Raw genomic sequence first — 19,200 nt, 5'->3', positions numbered from 1 at the left:
TTCTATTGCGCCCACGATCGTTATCAACGGATTACAGCAAAAATGACAACATTGTCATTATCCTGTCACTCGGCAAACAGAGAGCGTTAGGTAAAGTACCCCTATCAATACTCTGGACTTCATTTGAACCATTTACCAGGTCTGCCTGGACGAGAAGCGTTATGTTCAAATTAAAATTACTCAGCATTAGCACGATATTCATCCTGGCAGGCTGCGTGTCGCTTGCGCCTGAATATCAGCGGCCCGCAGCACCGGTACCCCAGCAGTTTTCACTGTCCCATAACAGCCTGACGCCAGCGGTAAATGGCTATCGGGATACGGGCTGGCGTAACTTTTTTGTCGATCCCCAGGTTACCCGGTTGATCGGTGAAGCTCTGACTAATAACCGTGATTTGAGAATGGCTGCCCTGAAGGTTGAAGAGGCCCGAGCCCAGTTCAACGTCACGGATGCAGATCGTTATCCCCAGCTGAATGCCTCATCCGGGATAACATACAGCGGTGGTCTGAAAGGTGACAAGCCGACCACACAGGAGTACGACGCGAGACTGGAGCTCAGTTATGAGCTCGATTTTTTCGGCAAACTTAAGAACATGAGTGATGCTGACCGCCAGAACTACTTTGCCAGCGAAGAAGCCCGTCGGGCCGTACACATCCTGCTGGTCTCCAACGTTTCACAGAGCTATTTCAGCCAGCAACTGGCGTACGAACAACTCCGTATTGCGCGGGAAACGCTGAAAAATTATGAACAGTCCTATGCTTTCGTTGAGCAACAGCTCGTGACCGGGAGTACGAACGTTCTGGCACTTGAACAGGCGAGAGGACAAATCGAAAGTACCCGCGCCGAAATAGCCAAACGAGAAGGCGATCTGGCTCAGGCAAACAATGCCCTGCAACTGGTGCTGGGAACGTACCGCGCACTTCCGTCAGAAAAAGGGATGAAAGGCGGGGAGATCGCACCAGTAAAATTGCCACCAAATCTATCTTCACAAATTTTGCTGCAGCGACCGGATATTATGGAAGCGGAATATCAGCTGAAAGCGGCTAATGCCAATATTGGCGCAGCGCGAGCGGCCTTTTTCCCCTCCATTACCCTGACCAGTGGTCTTTCCGCAAGCAGTACGGAGCTGTCAAGCCTGTTTACGTCAGGAAGTGGAATGTGGAATTTTATCCCTAAAATTGAAATTCCTATTTTTAATGCTGGCAGGAATAAAGCCAATCTGAAGCTGGCTGAAATTCGCCAGCAACAATCGGTGGTTAATTACGAACAAAAAATTCAGTCAGCCTTTAAGGATGTTTCCGACACGCTTGCACTGCGCGACAGCCTTAGCCAGCAACTTGAGTCACAGCAGCGTTATCTTGATTCACTTCAGATAACTCTCCAGCGTGCCAGAGGATTATATGCAAGTGGTGCTGTCAGTTACATCGAAGTGCTGGATGCAGAACGTTCCCTCTTCGCTACGCAGCAAACCATTCTCGATCTTACCTATTCCCGACAGGTTAACGAAATTAATCTGTTTACCGCGCTGGGTGGCGGTTGGGTAGAGTAAATTTATTTAATTAATCAGGAAATTAAAAATGCGTAATTCACTTAAAGCCGTTTTATTTGGTGCCTTCTCTGTCATGTTTTCTGCCGGTCTTCATGCTGAAACACATCAGCATGGCGATATGAATGCTGCCAGTGATGCTTCGGTACAGCAGGTTATCAAGGGCACCGGTGTCGTTAAAGACATTGATATGAATAGTAAAAAGATTACCATTTCGCACGAAGCAATCCCTGCTGTGGGCTGGCCTGCAATGACCATGCGCTTCACTTTTGTTAATGCAGACGACGCTATCAATGCCCTGAAAACCGGCAACCATGTCGATTTCTCGTTTATTCAGCAGGGCAATATCTCCTTACTCAAAAGCATTAACGTTACGCAATCCTGATTATCAGTCCGGAGCGAATACATCCAGTGCGCCTGAACATTCATTAAGGGATTACTGTGAATGAATGATCGGGCGCATATGCCAGGTGTTTTGATTTTTCAGCGAGAAATTGTATGGCTTCTTTAAAGATAAAATATGCTGCAATAATTATCAGCAGCCTCATAGCAGGAGGGCTGATATCGGTTACTGCCTGGCAGTATGTAAACTCATCACAAAAAACAGTACAAACCGAACAAAAGGCACCGGAGCGAAAGGTACTTTTCTGGTATGACCCGATGAAACCGGATACCAAATTTGATAAACCCGGAAAATCTCCCTTTATGGATATGGACCTGGTGCCAAAATATGCTGATGAAAGCGGCGATAAAAGCAGTGGCGGGATCCGTATCGATCCAACGCAGGTTCAGAATCTGGGATTAAAAACGCAAAAAGTCACGCGAGGAATGCTGAATTATTCTCAGACAATCCCGGCTAATGTCAGTTACAACGAGTATCAGTTTGTCATTGTGCAGGCGCGCTCTGACGGTTTCGTCGAAAAAGTGTATCCCCTGACGATTGGCGATCATGTGAAGAAAGGCACTCCGCTTATCGATATCACCATTCCTGAATGGGTTGAGGCACAAAGTGAGTTCCTGCTGTTATCCGGTACAGGCGGTACGTCAACCCAGATAAAAGGGGTTCTGGAGCGACTTCGTCTAGCTGGTATGCCGGAAGAGGATATTCAAAGGCTGCGTTCAACCCGCACAATCCAGACCCGTTTTACCATTAAAGCACCTATTGATGGTGTCATTACTGCGTTTGACCTGCGCACCGGAATGAATATTTCGAAAGATAAAGTAGTGGCTCAGATTCAGGGGATGGACCCGGTCTGGATCAGCGCTGCAGTGCCAGAATCTATCGCATATCTGCTGAAAGATACGTCGCAGTTTGAAATTTCGGTACCGGCTTATCCGGATAAAACATTCCATGTCGAAAAATGGAACATTCTTCCCAGCGTGGATCAGACAACCCGTACGCTTCAGGTCCGTCTCCAGGTTTCTAATAAGGATGAGTTTCTCAAGCCGGGCATGAATGCCTATCTGAAACTGAATACCAAGAGCCAGGAGATGCTGCTGATACCAAGCCAGGCCGTTATCGATACCGGCAAAGAACAGCGCGTGATTACTGTTGATGATGAAGGCAAGTTTGTGCCGAAACAGATCCACGTTCTGCATGAATCACAGCAACAGTCCGGCATTGGCTCCGGCCTGAATGAAGGCGATACCGTGGTGGTCAGTGGCCTGTTCCTCATTGACTCCGAAGCCAATATTACGGGCGCGCTGGAACGTATGCGCCACCCTGAAAAAACAGAAAACAGTATGCCAGCAATGTCTGAGCAGCCTGTAAATATGCATTCAGGGCACTGAGGAGACGACGATGATTGAATGGATTATCCGGCGCTCTGTCGCCAACCGTTTCCTGGTCATGATGGGCGCACTGTTTCTCAGCATCTGGGGCACATGGACGATAATTAACACGCCGGTCGATGCGCTGCCTGACCTGTCAGATGTGCAGGTCATTATTAAAACCAGCTATCCCGGACAGGCCCCGCAGATTGTAGAAAACCAGGTCACCTATCCGCTTACCACCACCATGCTGTCCGTACCTGGCGCAAAAACCGTGCGTGGCTTTTCACAGTTCGGTGATTCGTATGTGTATGTCATTTTTGAAGACGGCACCGATCTGTACTGGGCCCGTTCGCGCGTGCTGGAATACCTGAATCAGGTTCAGGGCAAACTGCCTGCGGGTGTGAGCTCTGAAATCGGCCCGGACGCCACGGGAGTGGGCTGGATATTTGAATATGCCCTTGTCGATCGCAACGGAAAACACGACCTTTCAGAACTGCGCTCTCTGCAGGACTGGTTCCTGAAATTTGAGCTGAAAACCATCCCGAACGTGGCTGAGGTCGCTTCGGTTGGCGGCGTGGTGAAACAGTACCAGATTCAGGTCAATCCGGTAAAACTGTCCCAGTACGGTATCAGCCTGCCCGAAGTGAAACAGGCACTTGAATCGTCTAACCAGGAGGCCGGTGGCTCATCCGTTGAAATGGCCGAAGCGGAGTATATGGTCCGTGCCAGCGGTTATCTTCAGAGCATTGATGATTTTAATAACATCGTCCTGAAAACAGGTGAGAACGGCGTGCCGGTTTATCTGCGGGATGTTGCCCGCGTGCAGACCGGGCCCGAAATGAGGCGTGGTATTGCCGAGCTGAACGGCCAGGGAGAAGTCGCTGGCGGCGTGGTGATCCTGCGGTCGGGTAAAAATGCGCGCGACGTTATCACGGCAGTGAGGGATAAACTGGAGACGCTGAAGGCCAGCCTGCCGGAAGGCGTTGAAATCGTGACCACCTACGATCGCAGCCAGTTAATCGACCGGGCGATTGATAACCTCAGTTCCAAACTTCTGGAAGAGTTTATCGTGGTGGCCATCGTCTGTGCTCTGTTCCTGTGGCACGTACGTTCTGCCCTGGTGGCGATTATCTCTCTGCCGCTTGGCCTGTGTATCGCCTTTATCGTCATGCACTTCCAGGGACTGAACGCCAATATCATGTCGCTGGGAGGGATAGCGATTGCCGTCGGTGCGATGGTGGATGCCGCCATTGTGATGATTGAAAATGCGCACAAACGGCTTGAGGAGTGGGATCATCAGCATCCGGGTGAGCAGATTGACAACGCCACCCGCTGGAAGGTGATTACCGACGCCTCCGTGGAAGTGGGACCCGCGTTGTTCATTAGCCTGCTGATCATCACCCTGTCCTTTATTCCTATCTTTACCCTGGAAGGGCAGGAAGGTCGTCTGTTTGGCCCGCTGGCATTCACGAAAACGTACTCCATGGCGGGAGCGGCCGCACTGGCCATCATCGTCATTCCTATTCTGATGGGATTCTGGATCCGGGGGAAAATTCCTGCCGAGACAAGTAACCCCCTGAACCGGGTGCTGATCAAAGCGTATCATCCTTTGCTGCTGCGGGTCCTCCACTGGCCAAAAACAACCCTGCTGGTTGCGGCCTTGTCCATTTTCACGGTTATCTGGCCACTGAGTCAGGTGGGCGGTGAATTTCTGCCGAAGATTAACGAGGGCGATCTGCTGTATATGCCGTCGACCTTGCCTGGCGTCTCTCCGGCAGAAGCTGCAGCGCTCCTGCAGACAACAGACAAGTTAATCAAAAGCGTTCCTGAAGTGGCTTCTGTATTTGGCAAGACCGGTAAAGCAGAGACCGCAACGGATTCCGCGCCGCTCGAAATGGTGGAAACCACGATCCAGCTCAAACCTGAGGATCAGTGGCGTCCCGGCATGACAATTGACAAGATTATTGATGAACTCGACAGGACAGTCCGTTTACCGGGTCTGGCAAACCTCTGGGTGCCGCCTATCCGTAACCGTATTGATATGCTCTCAACCGGGATCAAAAGCCCGATAGGTATCAAAGTGTCCGGGACTGTTCTGTCCGATATCGACGCGACGGCGCAGAGTATCGAGGCGGTAGCCAAAACCGTGCCTGGCGTGGTGTCTGTCCTGGCTGAGCGACTTGAGGGCGGGCGCTACATCGATATCGATATCAACCGGGAGAAAGCCTCCCGCTACGGGATGACGGTAGGTGATGTCCAGCTGTTCGTCTCTTCAGCAATCGGAGGTGCTATGGTGGGTGAGACGGTTGAAGGGGTGGCCCGGTACCCTATTAACATTCGCTACCCGCAGGATTACCGGAACAGTCCGCAGGCGCTGAAACAGATGCCGATCCTGACCCCGATGAAGCAGCAGATCACGCTGGGCGATGTCGCGGATATTAACGTCGTTTCTGGACCAACCATGCTGAAAACCGAAAATGCCCGGCCAGCCAGCTGGATTTATGTTGATGCCCGCGGCAGGGACATGGTGTCGGTGGTTAACGACATTAAGACGGCCATCAGCGAGAAAGTGAAACTGAGACCGGGAACCAGTGTGGCATTCTCCGGACAGTTTGAACTGCTTGAGCATGCCAACAAGAAACTGAAGCTGATGGTGCCGATGACGGTGATGATCATTTTCATCCTGTTGTATCTGGCATTCCGCCGGGTTGACGAAGCCCTGCTGATCCTGATGAGCCTGCCGTTCGCCCTGGTTGGCGGAATATGGTTCCTGTACTGGCAGGGCTTCCATATGTCAGTGGCGACCGGAACCGGGTTTATCGCCCTGGCCGGGGTGGCAGCAGAGTTTGGCGTGGTCATGCTGATGTATCTGCGTCATGCCATTGAAGCGCACCCGGAATTGTCCCGTAAAGAGACGTTCACACCGGAAGGTCTTGATGAAGCCCTCTATCATGGTGCCGTACTGCGTGTCCGGCCGAAAGCCATGACCGTGGCGGTGATCATTGCGGGTCTGCTGCCAATACTCTGGGGAACCGGCGCAGGTTCAGAAGTCATGAGCCGTATTGCTGCGCCAATGATTGGTGGGATGATCACGGCTCCGCTGCTGTCCCTGTTCATTATTCCTGCCGCCTACAAATTAATCTGGCTGCGCAGACATAAAAAAAGCGTGTCATAACCCTGAAAGGGCGCCCCCAGTGGGCGTCCTTCTGCACTGATTCACCCTGACGTCAGGGTTTATATCGATAATATACAGAGGTGAGTATGAAAAAAGTGGTTCTAATGGCCCTGGCTCTCGGCCTGTCACTGCCTGCAATGGCGAGTGAAAAAGTCATTGATATGTACAAATCTGAAAACTGTGGCTGTTGTTGCCTGTGGGGCAAAGCGATGGAAAAAGACGGGTTCGAAGTGCGAACTCACGTCATGAATGATCAGGCGCTGTCAGCCCTGAAAGAAAAGCATGCTGTTCCTGCTGGACTACGAAGTTGTCATACCGCGGTTGTAGGTAATTTGATCATTGAAGGCCATGTGCCTGCGGCAACGATACATAAGGCCATGCAGTCTGGTTCGGGTATATACGGTCTCGCCACCCCCGGTATGCCAGCAGGAAGTCCGGGAATGGAGATGGGGGCCCGAAAAGAGGCTTACGATGTTATCGCATTCTCACCGGAGGGCAGTAAAAAAGTCTTCCAGCGAATCGAATAGTCAGCGGAACGGCTGATAACGGGACGCCGGCAGCAGGCACTCTTATGCCGGCGGCATTCGTGGTAATCGCATCCATGACATATCCTGAAGACAGAAAATGCTTCAGATATGCATAAGGAGAGTTACTGTGAAAAATGACAATGCAGTGGAACATAACAACCAGACTGCTTCTGAGCAGACATCATCCCCGGACGAGAGTCACGCATTGCATAAGGTGAGAGATCCCGTGTGCGGGATGGTCATCCTGCCTGACAAGGCGCACAGCAGCATTCGATACCAGGACCATCAGCTTTATTTCTGCTCCGCCAGCTGTGAGAGCAAATTTAAAGCCCATCCCGATCATTATTTTACCGAAGATGCCAGTGAACATCACCATCACCACGACCACCATGAAGTCAGCCCTGATAAGATAAAACAGTCTCACCGCCAGGCGGAGAAAGAGATTTCTGAAGGTGTGTGGACATGTCCGATGCATCCGGAGATACGCCGTAGTGGTCCCGGAAGCTGTCCTGTCTGTGGAATGGCACTGGAGCCGCTCGTAGCTACGGCATCCACGGGGACGAGTGATGAACTTCGCGACATGACAAGACGCTTCTGGCTGGGGTTGTTGCTGGCGTTTCCGGTTCTGATACTCGAAATGGGTTCTCATCTGTTTCCCGCTTTGAGGAATACAGTACCGCCACAGTACAACACATGGCTGCAGTTACTTCTGGCCTCTCCTGTCGTTTTGTGGTGTGGCTGGCCATTCTTCGCCCGGGCCGGAATGTCGTTACGTAACCGCTCCCTGAATATGTTTACCCTTGTTGCAATGGGGACCGGCGTAGCCTGGGTTTACAGCGTCATTGCAACCGTCTTCCCCTCCTGGTTTCCTGCATCGTTCAGAAACATGGATGGCCTGGTGGCCATTTATTTTGAAGCCGCAGCTGTTATTACGGTGCTTGTTCTGCTGGGACAGGTCCTTGAATTGCGGGCAAGGGAACAAACCTCAGGTGCCATTACTGCGCTTCTTAACCTTGCCCCCAAAACCGCCAGGCGGCTGGATCAAGACGGTCATGAAACGGATATTAATGCGGAAGATGTCCTGCCTGGCGATAAGCTCCGCATCAGACCTGGAGAGAGTATTCCGGTCGACGGTATCGTGGTCGAAGGCAAAACAACCGTTGATGAATCGATGGTGACCGGGGAATCTATGCCTGTTACCAAAACGGAGGGTGACCCTGTCATCGGGGGGACCATTAATCAGACAGGTAGTCTTATCATCCGTGCAGAGAAAGTCGGTGATGAAACGATGCTCTCACGAATTGTTCAGATGGTCGCTGATGCACAGCGTTCGCGGGCCCCCATCCAGAGAATGGCTGACAGCGTTTCAGGCTGGTTTGTTCCTCTGGTGATACTTATCGCGGTTGTTGCTTTCATGATCTGGTCTGTCTGGGGGCCCGAGCCCAGGATGGCGCACGGTCTCATTGCGGCTGTGTCGGTCCTGATTATTGCCTGTCCCTGCGCGCTGGGGCTGGCCACGCCGATGTCGATAATGGTGGGGGTGGGCAAAGGAGCCCAGGCCGGGGTGTTAATCAAGAATGCCGAAGCCCTTGAGCGTCTTGAAAAAGTGGACACGCTGGTTGTCGACAAAACAGGCACGCTCACGGAAGGTTCGCCGACGGTGACAGGGATTATCAGTCTCAATCCGGGTGGGGAAACATCTCTTTTGCGTGTAACGGCCGCAGTGGAAAAAGGCTCGCAGCATCCGCTGGGTATGGCAGTAGTTAAAGCAGCACAGGAAAAGGGGATCGCAATACCCGCAGTCACTCATTTCAATGCGCCGTCGGGTAAAGGTGTCTCAGGCGATGTCGAAGGTCAACGGGTTGTTATTGGTAATGAACTGGCTATGCAGGAAAACAGTATCGTTATTGATAATCAAAAGGCCGTTGCGGATACGTTGCGGATGGAAGGCGCTACCGTTATCTATGTGGCCACAGACGGGCACCTTGCAGGCCTGATAGCTATCTCGGATCCCGTGAAAGCAACCACGCCGGATGCGCTTAAAGCTTTGCGTCAGGCGGGGATCCGCATCGTTATGCTCACCGGGGATAACCAGCTTACCGCTGAAGCAGTCGCACGGAAACTGGGAATAGATGAGGTTGAAGCCGGGATTCTGCCGGATGGCAAAAAAGCAGTGATAACCCGACTGAAAGCGTCTGGCCATGTGGTTGCGATGGCCGGAGACGGTGTGAATGATGCCCCGGCGCTGGCAGCGGCTGACGTGGGTATAGCCATGGGAACGGGTACAGATGTGGCAATTGAAAGTGCCGGAGTCACCCTTCTCAAAGGCGACTTGATGATACTGAACAGGGCCCGTCATCTGTCAGAAATCACCATGAAAAATATCCGACAGAATCTGTTTTTTGCATTTATCTACAACGCACTTGGCGTGCCTGTGGCTGCAGGTCTGCTTTATCCTGTGTATGGAATACTGCTGTCGCCAGTTATTGCGGCGGCGGCCATGGCTCTTTCCTCCGTCAGCGTCATTGTGAATGCGTTGCGTCTGAAAAGTGTCAGGCTCGGGAAATAACACTGAGTGAAGGGGCTGTTACGAACAGAAGGAGTCCAGTATGAAAAGTACCACCTATGCGCTTATTGCTGTCGCCGCGATCGCGGCATTTGCCCTCCTGCGCGAACACTGGTCACATGTGGCAGGTTACTGGCCATATCTGTTATTGCTGGTCTGCCCGCTAATGCATCTTTTCCACGGCCACGGAGGGCATGGAGATCATCAACATCAAGGAAGTGAAAACGATAAAAAAAATTAATCCGGCAGACGGGGCCGCGTCGCGGCCCCGTTATCAGTCCAGGTATCGTTCGTAGTCTCTGGCATGCGCAAAGGCATGCTGTTCAAGTTTGTTATCAGCGGGTGCCGCTGCCCGGAACGCCAGTGAGTTAACAGGATTGTTATTAATGACCAGCTCGTAATGCAGATGAGGACCGGATGAACGTCCGCTGTTACCGGATAACGCAATAGCGTCTCCCCGGGTAACCCTGGCCCCTTTAGTAACGAGTATTTTATTGAGGTGGAGATAGCGAGTTTTAACACCGGCTTTTCCCGTTACTTCAACAATTTATCCCATGGTACTGTTGTATTCGGCCCGGGTGATTTTTCCGTCGATGACGCTGACTATTTTCGTGTTCATGGGCATGGAATAATCAATGCCATTATGGGGACTCACTTTTCCCGATACCGGGTTAAGTCTTGCAGGATTGAAAGGCGAACTGAGTCTTGCTGTGGCCGGTAACGGATAATCGAGACTGCCTTTCCCGGAAGTATCGGAAAGGTTATAGAACTTTTTATCTGATATACGATACGCCGTGTAATTAAATGAACCGGACGTAAATTTATAGGCCACGACACGTGATTTTCCCGCTTTCTTTTGCAGTACGAGTTTTAATGATTCATTTTTTTTCAAATGCCGCAGATTAAACCGGGAAGGCAAGGAGCGCTGAAGAGTAGCGATCTCGTTCGATTCCAGCCCCGAGCGGGTGGCTGAAAGGTAGGCATTTTCTTTTACGACATCGGTAGAATACATTTACTGGAATTCGCCGTTAGCATGAACACTGCGGCGTATGCTAGGGGTTTTCAGGAGGCGTGTCATCTGTCAGTTAATCGGGAGCACCGTTGATGGTCGTCATTTTTGTAACATATCTTGTTTCCCGTTTGCTCCTGAAGCTCTGGGAACTGTATGACCAGCCCGACGGTGATGATTAACGGGACTGAAACAGGTTACGGCAGAGCAATATGGGGCTCATGTCCTGCTACGTAACCCGTCAGTAAAGCCCTGCTGCGCACCTGACGCTAAGCACTAACCCGCCTGCAGTTACCAGGTCGAATAAAGCCCGCGAAGCTTTCTTGCCTGCGTCTGATGTGCTTCCGCACCGGCATTATTGACCTGCTCATGCACGAGAGCGGCTTTTTCTCCGGCATTCAGTTCGTTAAAAGAAGAAGACGAGGTCTTTGAATTTGCATCACTGCCGGACAGCATTTTTTTATGTTCCTCAATCATTTTTTGATGCGCATAGGACGCGCTGTTGTTCATAAATGAATGAGCAACAATGGCCCTTTCATGTTCATTCATTTCAGAGAATGAGGGCGTGTTGTTTTTATTAACCCTGTCCGGTAAGTTTTCATGCGTCGAGGAGTTCACATGACTGACGGCTGAGGCATTATTAACAAATCGATGTGCTTCATGGGCAATATCACTGGACTGAGCAAAAGCTGCCCCACAAAATAAAGCTGTAAACGCAGTGGTCGTGATTAATATATTCATGTGTAATTACCTTCTGAGGTACATAAAAGATGTCCTTATGATCATATATAAAAATAATCAACCTGTGGGGAAGATGACGTAAATGTAATACAGCTATGTACATTACACGATTGTAATGAATTTGTTTCTTAAGGTGTGCTTGAATCGCCACGGATAATCTAGACACTTCTGAGCCGTTGATAATACTGGTTTTCATATTCAGCCGGAGGCATTTGCTCGCTCGAACCATGCCGACGCTTACTGTTATAAAACATTTCGATGTAATCAAAAATATCGCTGCGGGCTTCTTCCCGCGTTCCGTAGATCTTTTTCTTTATCCGCTCGCGTTTCAATAACTGGAAAAAGCTTTCTGCAACCGCATTATCGTGGCAGTTACCACGACGGCTCATGCTGCCCTCCAGGCCGTGTGATTTCAGGAACGACTGCCACTCATGGCTTGTGTACTGACTGCCCTGATCCGAGTGAACCAGCACCTGTTTTTGGGGATTACGCCGCCATACAGCCATCAGCAGTGCGTTCAGGACAATGTCCTTTGTCATCCGGGATTGCATGGACCAGCCGATAATTTTGCGTGAGAACAGATCAACAACCACGGCAAGATACAGCCAGCCTTCGTGGGTCCTGATGTAGGTTATGTCCGTTACCCAACGCTCATCCGGAGCATCCGGATTGAACTGCCGCTGGAGCCTGTTGGGCGACACGATACTGGCCTCGCCTTTACGTGCCCGCGGGCTCCGGTATCCGACCTGAGCCTTTATCCCGACACGTTTCATCAGCCGCCAGACCCGGTTCACTCCGCACTGTTGCCCGCTGTCCCGCAGATCCAGATGGATCTTGCGATAACCATAGACGCATCCCGATTCCAGCCAGAATGTCAGCGCCAGTGATATAAGACTTTAATTCACCATTCGGGTTGTCCGCTCTACCCGTCATGCGGTTTCCTTAAGGTTCCCACACCGAAAAGGATTCCAGCATGCTGAGCAGAGAGGACTTTTTCATGATAAAGCAAATGCGCCAACAGGGTGCTTACATTGTCGATATCGCAACACAGGTCGGATGTTCCGAAAGAACCGTCAGGCGATATCTCAAATACCCTGAGCCCCCGGCCCGTAAAACACGCCATAAAATGGCAAAACTCAAGCCGTTCATGGATTACATCGACATGCGGCTGGCGGAAAACGTCTGGAACAGCGAGGTCATTCTCGCCGAAATTAGGACGATGGGGTACACCGGCGGGCGCTCTATGCTGCGCTATTACATCCAGCCCAAACGTAAAATGCGGCCCTCAAAGAAAACCGTGCGCTTCGAAACCCAGCCCGGTTACCAGCTGCAGCACGACTGGGGAGAAGTGGAAGTCGACGTGGCCGGGCAGCGATGCAGGGTGAACTTCGCCGTCAATACGCTGGGGTTCTCCCGCCGCTTCCACGTCTTTGCCGCGCCAAAACAGGACGCTGAGCACACATACGAGTCGCTGGTGCGCGCCTTCCGCTACTTTGGCGGCAGCGTGAAAACCGTGCTTGTCGATAACCAGAAAGCCGCCGTGCTGAAAAACAGTAACGGCAACGTGGTGTTCAACGCCGGCTTCCTGCTACTGGCCGACCACTATGGCTTCCTGCCGCGGGCGTGCCGCCCTCGCCGGGCCCGGACTAAAGGTAAGGTTGAGCGGATGGTGAAATATCTCAAGGAGAACTTCTTCGTCCGCTACCGGAGGTTCGACAGCTTTCCCCATGTCAATCAACTCCTGGAGCAGTGGATAGCAGATGTGGCTGACAGGCGTGAACTTCGCCAGTTCCGGGAGACGCCTGCAGAGCGCTTCGTTGTTGAACAAACACATCTGCAGCCACTGCCAGCAACCGACTTCGATACCAGCTACTTCGATATCCGGCACGTGTCCTGGGATGGCTACATCGAGGTTGGCGGCAACCGCTACAGCGTGCCCGAGTCGCTGTGTGGTCATCCGGTCTCGATCCGGATCTCGCTGGATGACGAGCTGCGGATCTACAGCAACGAAAATCTGGCCGCGACCCACCGGCTCAGCGGGGCTTCATCGGGCTGGCAGACAGTGCCGGAGCACCATGCTCCGCTGTGGCAACAGGTCAGTCAGGTTGAGCACCGGCCCCTGAGCGCGTATGAGGAGCTGCTGTGATGTACGAACTGGAAACACTGCTGAACCGCCTGAAAATGGAACACCTGAGCTATCACGTTGAAAATCTGCTTGAGCAGGCAGCAAAGCAGGAACTGAACTACCGGGAGTTCCTGTGTATGGCGCTGCAGCAGGAGTGGAGCGGGCGGCACCAGCGGGGAATGGAGGCCCGGCTGAAGCAGGCGCGCTTGCCGTGGGTGAAAACGCTGGAGCAGTTCGACTTCAGCTTCCAGCCGGGCATAGACCGGAAGGTCGTCCGTGAGCTTGCAAGTCTGGCGTTCGTGGAGCGCAGTGAAAACGTGATCCTGCTGGGCCCGCCGGGCGTGGGGAAAACGCATCTGGCGGTCGCTCTGGGAGTCAAAGCCGCGGATGCGGGCCACCGGGTGCTGTTCATGCCGCTGGACAGGCTGGTTGCCACGCTGATAAAGGCGAAGCAGGAAAATCGTCTTGAACGTCAGCTGCAGCAACTGAGTTATGCGCGGGTGCTTATCCTGGATGAAATAGGTTATCTGCCAATGAACCGTGAGGAGGCGAGCCTGTTCTTCCGGCTGCTGAACCGCCGGTATGAAAAAGCGAGCATCATCCTGACGTCAAACAAAGGGTTCGCCGACTGGGGCGAAATGTTCGGAGATAACGTGCTGGCGACGGCGATCCTGGACCGTCTGCTGCACCACTCAACGACGCTGAACATAAAAGGAGAAAGCTACCGGTTGAAAGAGAAACGCAAGGCCGGGGTGCTGGCAAAAAGCGCAACGCCAATCAGTGATGTTGAAATGGTGGAAAGCGGACAGCGTTAATGACCAACAGCGGACAATGAAAATGGTGAAAAACGGTCAGTAATCTTGGCGTTGACAATGCACACTTTGTTCGCAGCTCAGCTAAGGCGCGTGTATCGGAGTTATAGTCTGGAATATCAGGCGAACCAGCAATCCGGCGTAAGCTGGCATGTCTCGCCGTCAGAATAAGCAGCGCATATTCTGACTAAAGGACGTGTAAAAAAACCTGTCAGCATGGCTGACAGGTTTGTTGTTATCGGGTCAGTTCGATAATGATGATGACCACACTTATGGCTGAGCGAACTGCCTTCAGAACAACAAGTAACATATTCATATACGTTTGCCTTGTAGTTACTGGTCCGTAGCCTGGCGCAGTCAGCCTTACTCTTCCCGCTGCGCTTTCTCGTGTTGGTTTCAGTACACAGACAACACGTTCAGCCTCGTCCCGGATGGCTCTGAGTACCGTTGCAGTCGGCACGTCGGGAACTTTGTTTGCACTTCCTGGAGCAGCCCCGGCTTGATACGACCGGCCCACTTTTGTTATTCTCACCCACACAGTACACAGACAACATGTTCAGTGTCGTCTGGGGAAGTGATCGGTTTGCGTTGCAGCGCAGACCTGGCTTCCGGGAAAAGATCAGCTTGCAGCTGGTCTTTTTTTTTGTCTGAAACTGACTTTCAGCCATTAATTCACAGCTTGTCCTTTTCAGCTTACCTGTGGATAAGTACTACATATAGTGGGTTCAGAGAGTTACGCCGCTACATGCAGATATAGTATTATTTTTCGACGAGATAACAAGGCAGAAAAATGATGTCTGTGGGGCTTGTATTTTGTGCGGAATTTCCTAACCCCGCGACTTATAAGGCTCAACAGCGTGTCAACTGCCAGGGTAAAAAATTCCAGATTTTGATCGACCGCTGATTTTCCGCTCATCGCAGTGATTCCTGAAGCCTTTTTCAGGTCATCGACAGTCATAAACGCCCTAAAACGCACACACAGGCTGAATAGAGGTTTTTATAAAAAGATCGGGTTTAACGCTGCCGCCTTGCAGGAAAGCTTTGAGGGCAGTTAAGCCTGTGCGGCCCCTGAATGTCAGACTGATAAAAGCGCACAGATAAGCCTCACATTTTAATCGGGCATTTTCCCTTTCGATGGACTCGTTCAGACTGACTTGGCTGAGACCCCTTGACGGAAAACAGCATAGCCATGACTCCTCCGGTAAGAACTATTCCTGAGGCGTGGACGACTTCAGCCAGCTTCTGCGCATCCTGACCAGATGCGACAGCTGGTTTGTGCGCGTGCAGACTGTCAGAGCAGATTTATCGGATGTATCGGTAAGAGTGTTTTGGGCTCTTTTTAGCGTTCATACTGATCACACAGGGCGTCAGAACCGTTATAAATACGGGCCCAGGACGAAGAAAACGACGTTACTTTTCTGGCAAGTTATTCGGCCCGTCACGTTGTGGCGTCATAAGCTTTGCCCGAGCCTGGCGCAGATATTTTGCATTTTTACTATGCGGAGCTGATGGCAGGTGAGCTAAGCAGATCCTGATTCAGGCCATTGCTCGTATCAGGCCAGGTTGCGCGCTGAGCTTTAATCATAATTTGCGCGAGGGGATGTGGCTCCTCAGAGTATGTTGGCTACCCTTCGCCATCAGTTCGGCAACAGGCTAAGGCGGGGTATAAATAGCCCCCTTCTTCTGCAACATAAATTTCTGATAATTTTTGCAGGTTTCGCCGTTCCTGATTCACGTAGCGACGCTTTCTACAGAGCGTTTGTTTATGACGACGCGAGATTTGTCAGGGACGCTGTTTTTACTACAGTCAGGTCACTTTTAAATTAAAACCAGACTACTGCCACGAGGGAGGTGCCACGACTATGCAGCGAGCTGACCGTTGAAATATGTCGCTCGTAAAATAAAAATCTAAATCGTTTCAGTCATCTTCTCTCTGCACCTCTGCAATCAAGTCGCTGAAGGCAATTGTATGACTTCTGGGCTTTTGTCCCGAAGGGAGTTCGGCAACTCTCAGTTTAAGCGGCATGGGGCTGACGATGCCACTGAATATACAGGTTCCCGTAGAAAGAGTGGGTATGGATTCTTCTGTCAGCCGGTCTATGTAAGATACCGACTTTTCGATGGCATAAAGATCGTTCTGGTTAATCAACCGGTGAATAAAGTAATTATGTGCCTGGGAAATAATTGTTGAAGAGATATCATTTGGACGCTGGCTGGAAATGGTAATAAAAACACCAAATTTGCGTCCCTCCTTGATAATCTCTTCAAAGGTTTCCAGACGGTAATCCTTCCAGCTTTCCGTTTCCCGAAAAGAAATATTAGACAGAATATTGTGAGCTTCGTCGATAATCAGATGCAGCGTTGATGGAACGTCAGACAGCTTCTTCAAATTGTAAGCCCACTTTGCAATCAAAAGAGGAAGCGTCTTCTTCATGGTAATGTTTACCATATTGAGGTTAACGACGGTAAAATTGCCCCCATTCCAGAAATCATTCTGCCCGGACGTATCAAAAATCTTGTTTATATCCTTCCGGTTAGCGTTCATTCTGTTTATAACGGGAGACAGATGTTCTGGATTGGATTTATTAGAGAAAAATTCGTATATGAGCCTGAGCCACATGAAATCAAGAAGACACTCTATCATATCCGTTTTAAATTCAAACGCGCAGGCCAGACTGTAGATATAAGCCCGCTCGACGGCTGCTTCAGAATCAAAGTAATGATGCTCGTTTCTTATTTTCCATTTCTGCCTCCCGGAATGAAACTCTAAATCTGAGTATAACTCCGGGTCATCGCGAAAAATCGGACTGAACATGGCGTTTATCGATTCGCTCTTAATTTTGTCGCCGCTGAACAGGTTATGTTTGATTTTTTTCTTGAGCATGTTTCGCATGAATCCACGCGGATCTGCGCTGCGCATGACTTCTGCCTGAAAATCCAGCACGCGCTTCAGAAACGGCTTCTGCGTTTTATCAGTGGCATCGGTCAACACGGAGAGCATGTCATGTTCAAGCAAAACCTCCCGGGGGAGCGGAAGCTTATCGCCGTTTGCCTGGTGCGTGTTCAGGTTATAAACCGTTTTCTCACCGGTTATACAGTCCGGAGCAGTATATTCACCGTTAAAGTCGAACAGGATAAATTTGCATCTTTCCTTATAGCGGTCACCAAGCATATGCCTTATCTGGGCGGTTCCCGCTTTATAAAGCGCGGCCAGAGTGTTGGATTTTCCGCTGCCGGTGTTGCCGAAAATGGCAATATGCGAGTTAATAAGACCATTGACCGGCAGCGCAATCTCGATATCTTCAAGGTCCGTACGGGTGAACTTCATTACAGCTTCATCAGAATCAGCTATCTGATGGACCGCCTGTATCATTTCCTCGGTTACCACAAAGGCCTCATTGCCAATGAGGGGGAGCTCACGTGAACCGCCAGTGAAAATGCCTCTGCGGTCAATGTACCCCGTCAGGGTTGCCGTCAGGTAACGCCGGTATCGCCAGGCATCACTGCCGCTTCCGGCAGGATTTTTTTCTTCGATAATTCGCTCAGCTTCAACTTTGCCAATCAGGCTCATAAATCCTTTTTTGATTTCAATGAAGCTACCTACAGATACGTTTCGCAGGACTTTCCCCTGATAAAACAGATCGCTGAGATTTTTGTTTTTATCGACAAGGATAATAACAGCGCGTCCGGATACCTCGCAGACCTCGCCAACCCGCAGTACCGCTTCTTCATCCGTAAAATGCCCGCTCACCTCGCGCCTCCCAGATAGCACGTGATAATATTATTCATTGCCGGAAAATCAATGTTTCCCCCCGGACGATAAACAATTTCGACGTTGGAATAATCACGAAATTTCTCCACGAACCCTTCAACGCTGGCCTCATTGAATGCAAATATCAGCAACTTGAGAGTGGCATTGCGCAGGGCCTTTTTGGTCAGCGTTTCAAGGTGCTCATCAGCAAAAGAAAAGCCAAAAACAATCAGAAGGGTGGCTTCTTTATCAAGTTCATTAGAATAGGTTCTCAGCAAATCGTAATAAACATTCTGCAGCAGCGTTTCCTTAAACTTCTCCTTGCGCGGCAGAATAAGGGCATGTTCGAGAACCCACTTTTTCTTTTTTGCTGACGTGGTAAAACTCAGCGGCCTCTGCTCGCCAATGTTATAAACAATCTTTTCTTTGTGATGTTCCCATGAAAGCGATCCGTGAAGCTTGATCAGATTGACGGTAGGGAGTTCGACCTTATAGTTATAGAGATTCCCTGTGGCGCTGATGGAATAATTAAAACTGCCTGCGTCAAATTCCATATCGCCCCAGACATCCAGCCTTTTGGTAAACCCGTCATTAAAAATGATATTTTTATTTCGGGTCGCAGCGTCCTCAATAAATAAATCATAGTTGGTTGTAAAAACGTTAATACGCCTCGGAAGCAGGCCGGTCCGGCGGCGCGTCAGTATTTTTTCCAGGGAAGAAACAAACGCATCATAATTCTTTTGCGTCTGTTCCACGCTGCTGATAACCGTTGGCAGGTAAGGGATGCCGTTAACCCGATTGAGCATACAGTCATGCGGAAGCCAGACCGCTGATAAAAACCCGGCGGCCATATCAAAGTATTCCTTTTCCTTTTCATCATTAATAAGCTGCTGGAGATCCTGCTCGATTGTCCCCAGTACCCGAATAGCCGGGAGCGATGCCCCTGACCCGATGAGAAAGTTAATGTTGGCCGACTGGAATACGCGTTCAAAGTAGTCCTGGTCGCCATCACTGCCGTAATAGGCGCGCTTGACTGCCATCTGACCCGTCCCTGATGCATTAGGATTAATCTGTATCGCTTCATCTTAACGCTGCGCTGAGCATTTTGACATCACTTCTTCATTACCCTGGCATTACCCCATTTATACCAAACATGCAGATCCGGGCCGCAGGCCTT

The 19,200-nt window shown here is 50.7% G+C and carries 13 protein-coding genes and 2 pseudogenes; 9 read left to right on the top strand and 6 right to left on the bottom strand.

Annotated features, from left to right (window positions below; genetic code table 11):
- The first annotated feature begins 161 nt into the window (after positions 1-161).
- The 7 genes from silC to LB453_RS23005 all read left to right on the top strand — a co-directional run bounded on the left by silC (position 162) and on the right by LB453_RS23005 (position 9,826).
- Positions 162-1,547 (top strand): Cu(+)/Ag(+) efflux RND transporter outer membrane channel SilC, encoded by a 1,386-nt coding sequence (gene silC, locus LB453_RS23035; RefSeq protein WP_033755787.1) that lies wholly within the window; start codon positions 162-164, stop codon positions 1,545-1,547.
- Positions 1,548-1,575: 28 nt separating this feature from the next.
- Entirely contained in the window at positions 1,576-1,929 is a 354-nt protein-coding gene (gene cusF / locus LB453_RS23030) for a cation efflux system protein CusF (protein WP_001246153.1), read from the top strand.
- A 113-nt stretch (positions 1,930-2,042) separates the two neighbouring features.
- Positions 2,043-3,335 carry a Cu(+)/Ag(+) efflux RND transporter periplasmic adaptor subunit SilB gene (gene silB / locus LB453_RS23025; RefSeq protein WP_001485328.1) on the top strand — a complete coding sequence of 431 codons (1,293 nt, stop codon included), beginning with the start codon at positions 2,043-2,045 and terminating at the stop codon, positions 3,333-3,335.
- A 10-nt stretch (positions 3,336-3,345) separates the two neighbouring features.
- Entirely contained in the window at positions 3,346-6,492 is a 3,147-nt protein-coding gene (gene silA / locus LB453_RS23020) for a Cu(+)/Ag(+) efflux RND transporter permease subunit SilA (RefSeq protein ID WP_000574021.1), read from the top strand.
- Between the two features lie 86 nt (positions 6,493-6,578).
- Complete coding sequence (locus LB453_RS23015) at positions 6,579-7,019, top strand: DUF411 domain-containing protein (protein ID WP_103797626.1); 441 nt, start codon at positions 6,579-6,581, stop codon at positions 7,017-7,019.
- A 97-nt stretch (positions 7,020-7,116) separates the two neighbouring features.
- Complete coding sequence (gene silP, locus LB453_RS23010) at positions 7,117-9,588, top strand: Ag(+)-translocating P-type ATPase SilP (protein WP_129244003.1); 2,472 nt, start codon at positions 7,117-7,119, stop codon at positions 9,586-9,588.
- A gap of 40 nt (positions 9,589-9,628) precedes the next feature.
- Entirely contained in the window at positions 9,629-9,826 is a 198-nt protein-coding gene (locus LB453_RS23005; RefSeq protein WP_000843497.1) for a DUF2933 domain-containing protein, read from the top strand.
- A gap of 33 nt (positions 9,827-9,859) precedes the next feature.
- Here the strand turns inward: LB453_RS23005 and LB453_RS23000 are convergent.
- The 3 genes and pseudogenes from LB453_RS23000 to LB453_RS22990 all read right to left on the bottom strand — a co-directional run.
- Positions 9,860-10,597, bottom strand: a pseudogene (locus LB453_RS23000) (peptidoglycan DD-metalloendopeptidase family protein).
- A 288-nt stretch (positions 10,598-10,885) separates the two neighbouring features.
- A complete protein-coding gene (locus LB453_RS22995; protein ID WP_040126202.1) occupies positions 10,886-11,335 on the bottom strand; it encodes a hypothetical protein in 450 nt (149 codons plus the stop codon).
- A gap of 158 nt (positions 11,336-11,493) precedes the next feature.
- Positions 11,494-12,228: pseudogene (locus tag LB453_RS22990) on the bottom strand (IS3 family transposase); the annotation flags it as partial.
- An 80-nt stretch (positions 12,229-12,308) separates the two neighbouring features.
- On the opposite strand from LB453_RS22990, the gene istA reads away from it, so the two are divergent.
- Positions 12,309-13,481 carry an IS21 family transposase gene (gene istA / locus LB453_RS22985; protein ID WP_004115503.1) on the top strand — a complete coding sequence of 391 codons (1,173 nt, stop codon included), beginning with the start codon at positions 12,309-12,311 and terminating at the stop codon, positions 13,479-13,481.
- The gene (gene istB, locus LB453_RS22980) at positions 13,481-14,275 is read left to right on the top strand and encodes an IS21-like element helper ATPase IstB (protein ID WP_004115504.1); all 795 of its coding nucleotides are present in this window, start codon (positions 13,481-13,483) and stop codon (positions 14,273-14,275) included. The genes istA and istB overlap by 1 nt, the downstream gene beginning before the upstream one ends.
- A 730-nt stretch (positions 14,276-15,005) precedes the next feature.
- Here istB and LB453_RS22975 read toward each other — a convergent pair.
- From LB453_RS22975 to LB453_RS22965, 3 genes are all read right to left on the bottom strand, one after another.
- Positions 15,006-15,230: a hypothetical protein gene (locus LB453_RS22975; RefSeq protein WP_224481791.1), complete on the bottom strand. Its 225-nt coding sequence runs from the start codon at positions 15,228-15,230 to the stop codon at positions 15,006-15,008.
- A gap of 960 nt (positions 15,231-16,190) precedes the next feature.
- The gene (locus LB453_RS22970) at positions 16,191-18,023 is read right to left on the bottom strand and encodes an ATP-binding protein (RefSeq protein WP_224481790.1); all 1,833 of its coding nucleotides are present in this window, start codon (positions 18,021-18,023) and stop codon (positions 16,191-16,193) included.
- A complete protein-coding gene (locus LB453_RS22965; RefSeq protein ID WP_103797697.1) occupies positions 18,020-19,063 on the bottom strand; it encodes an SIR2 family protein in 1,044 nt (347 codons plus the stop codon). The genes LB453_RS22970 and LB453_RS22965 overlap by 4 nt, the downstream gene beginning before the upstream one ends.
- Between the last annotated feature and the right edge of the window lie 137 nt (positions 19,064-19,200).

This window comes from Pantoea agglomerans (genome assembly GCF_020149765.1).
GTDB lineage: Bacteria > Pseudomonadota > Gammaproteobacteria > Enterobacterales > Enterobacteriaceae > Pantoea > Pantoea alvi.
The sequence above is the reverse complement of the archived record's forward strand: the minus strand, read 5'-3'. Positions and strand labels throughout refer to the sequence as shown.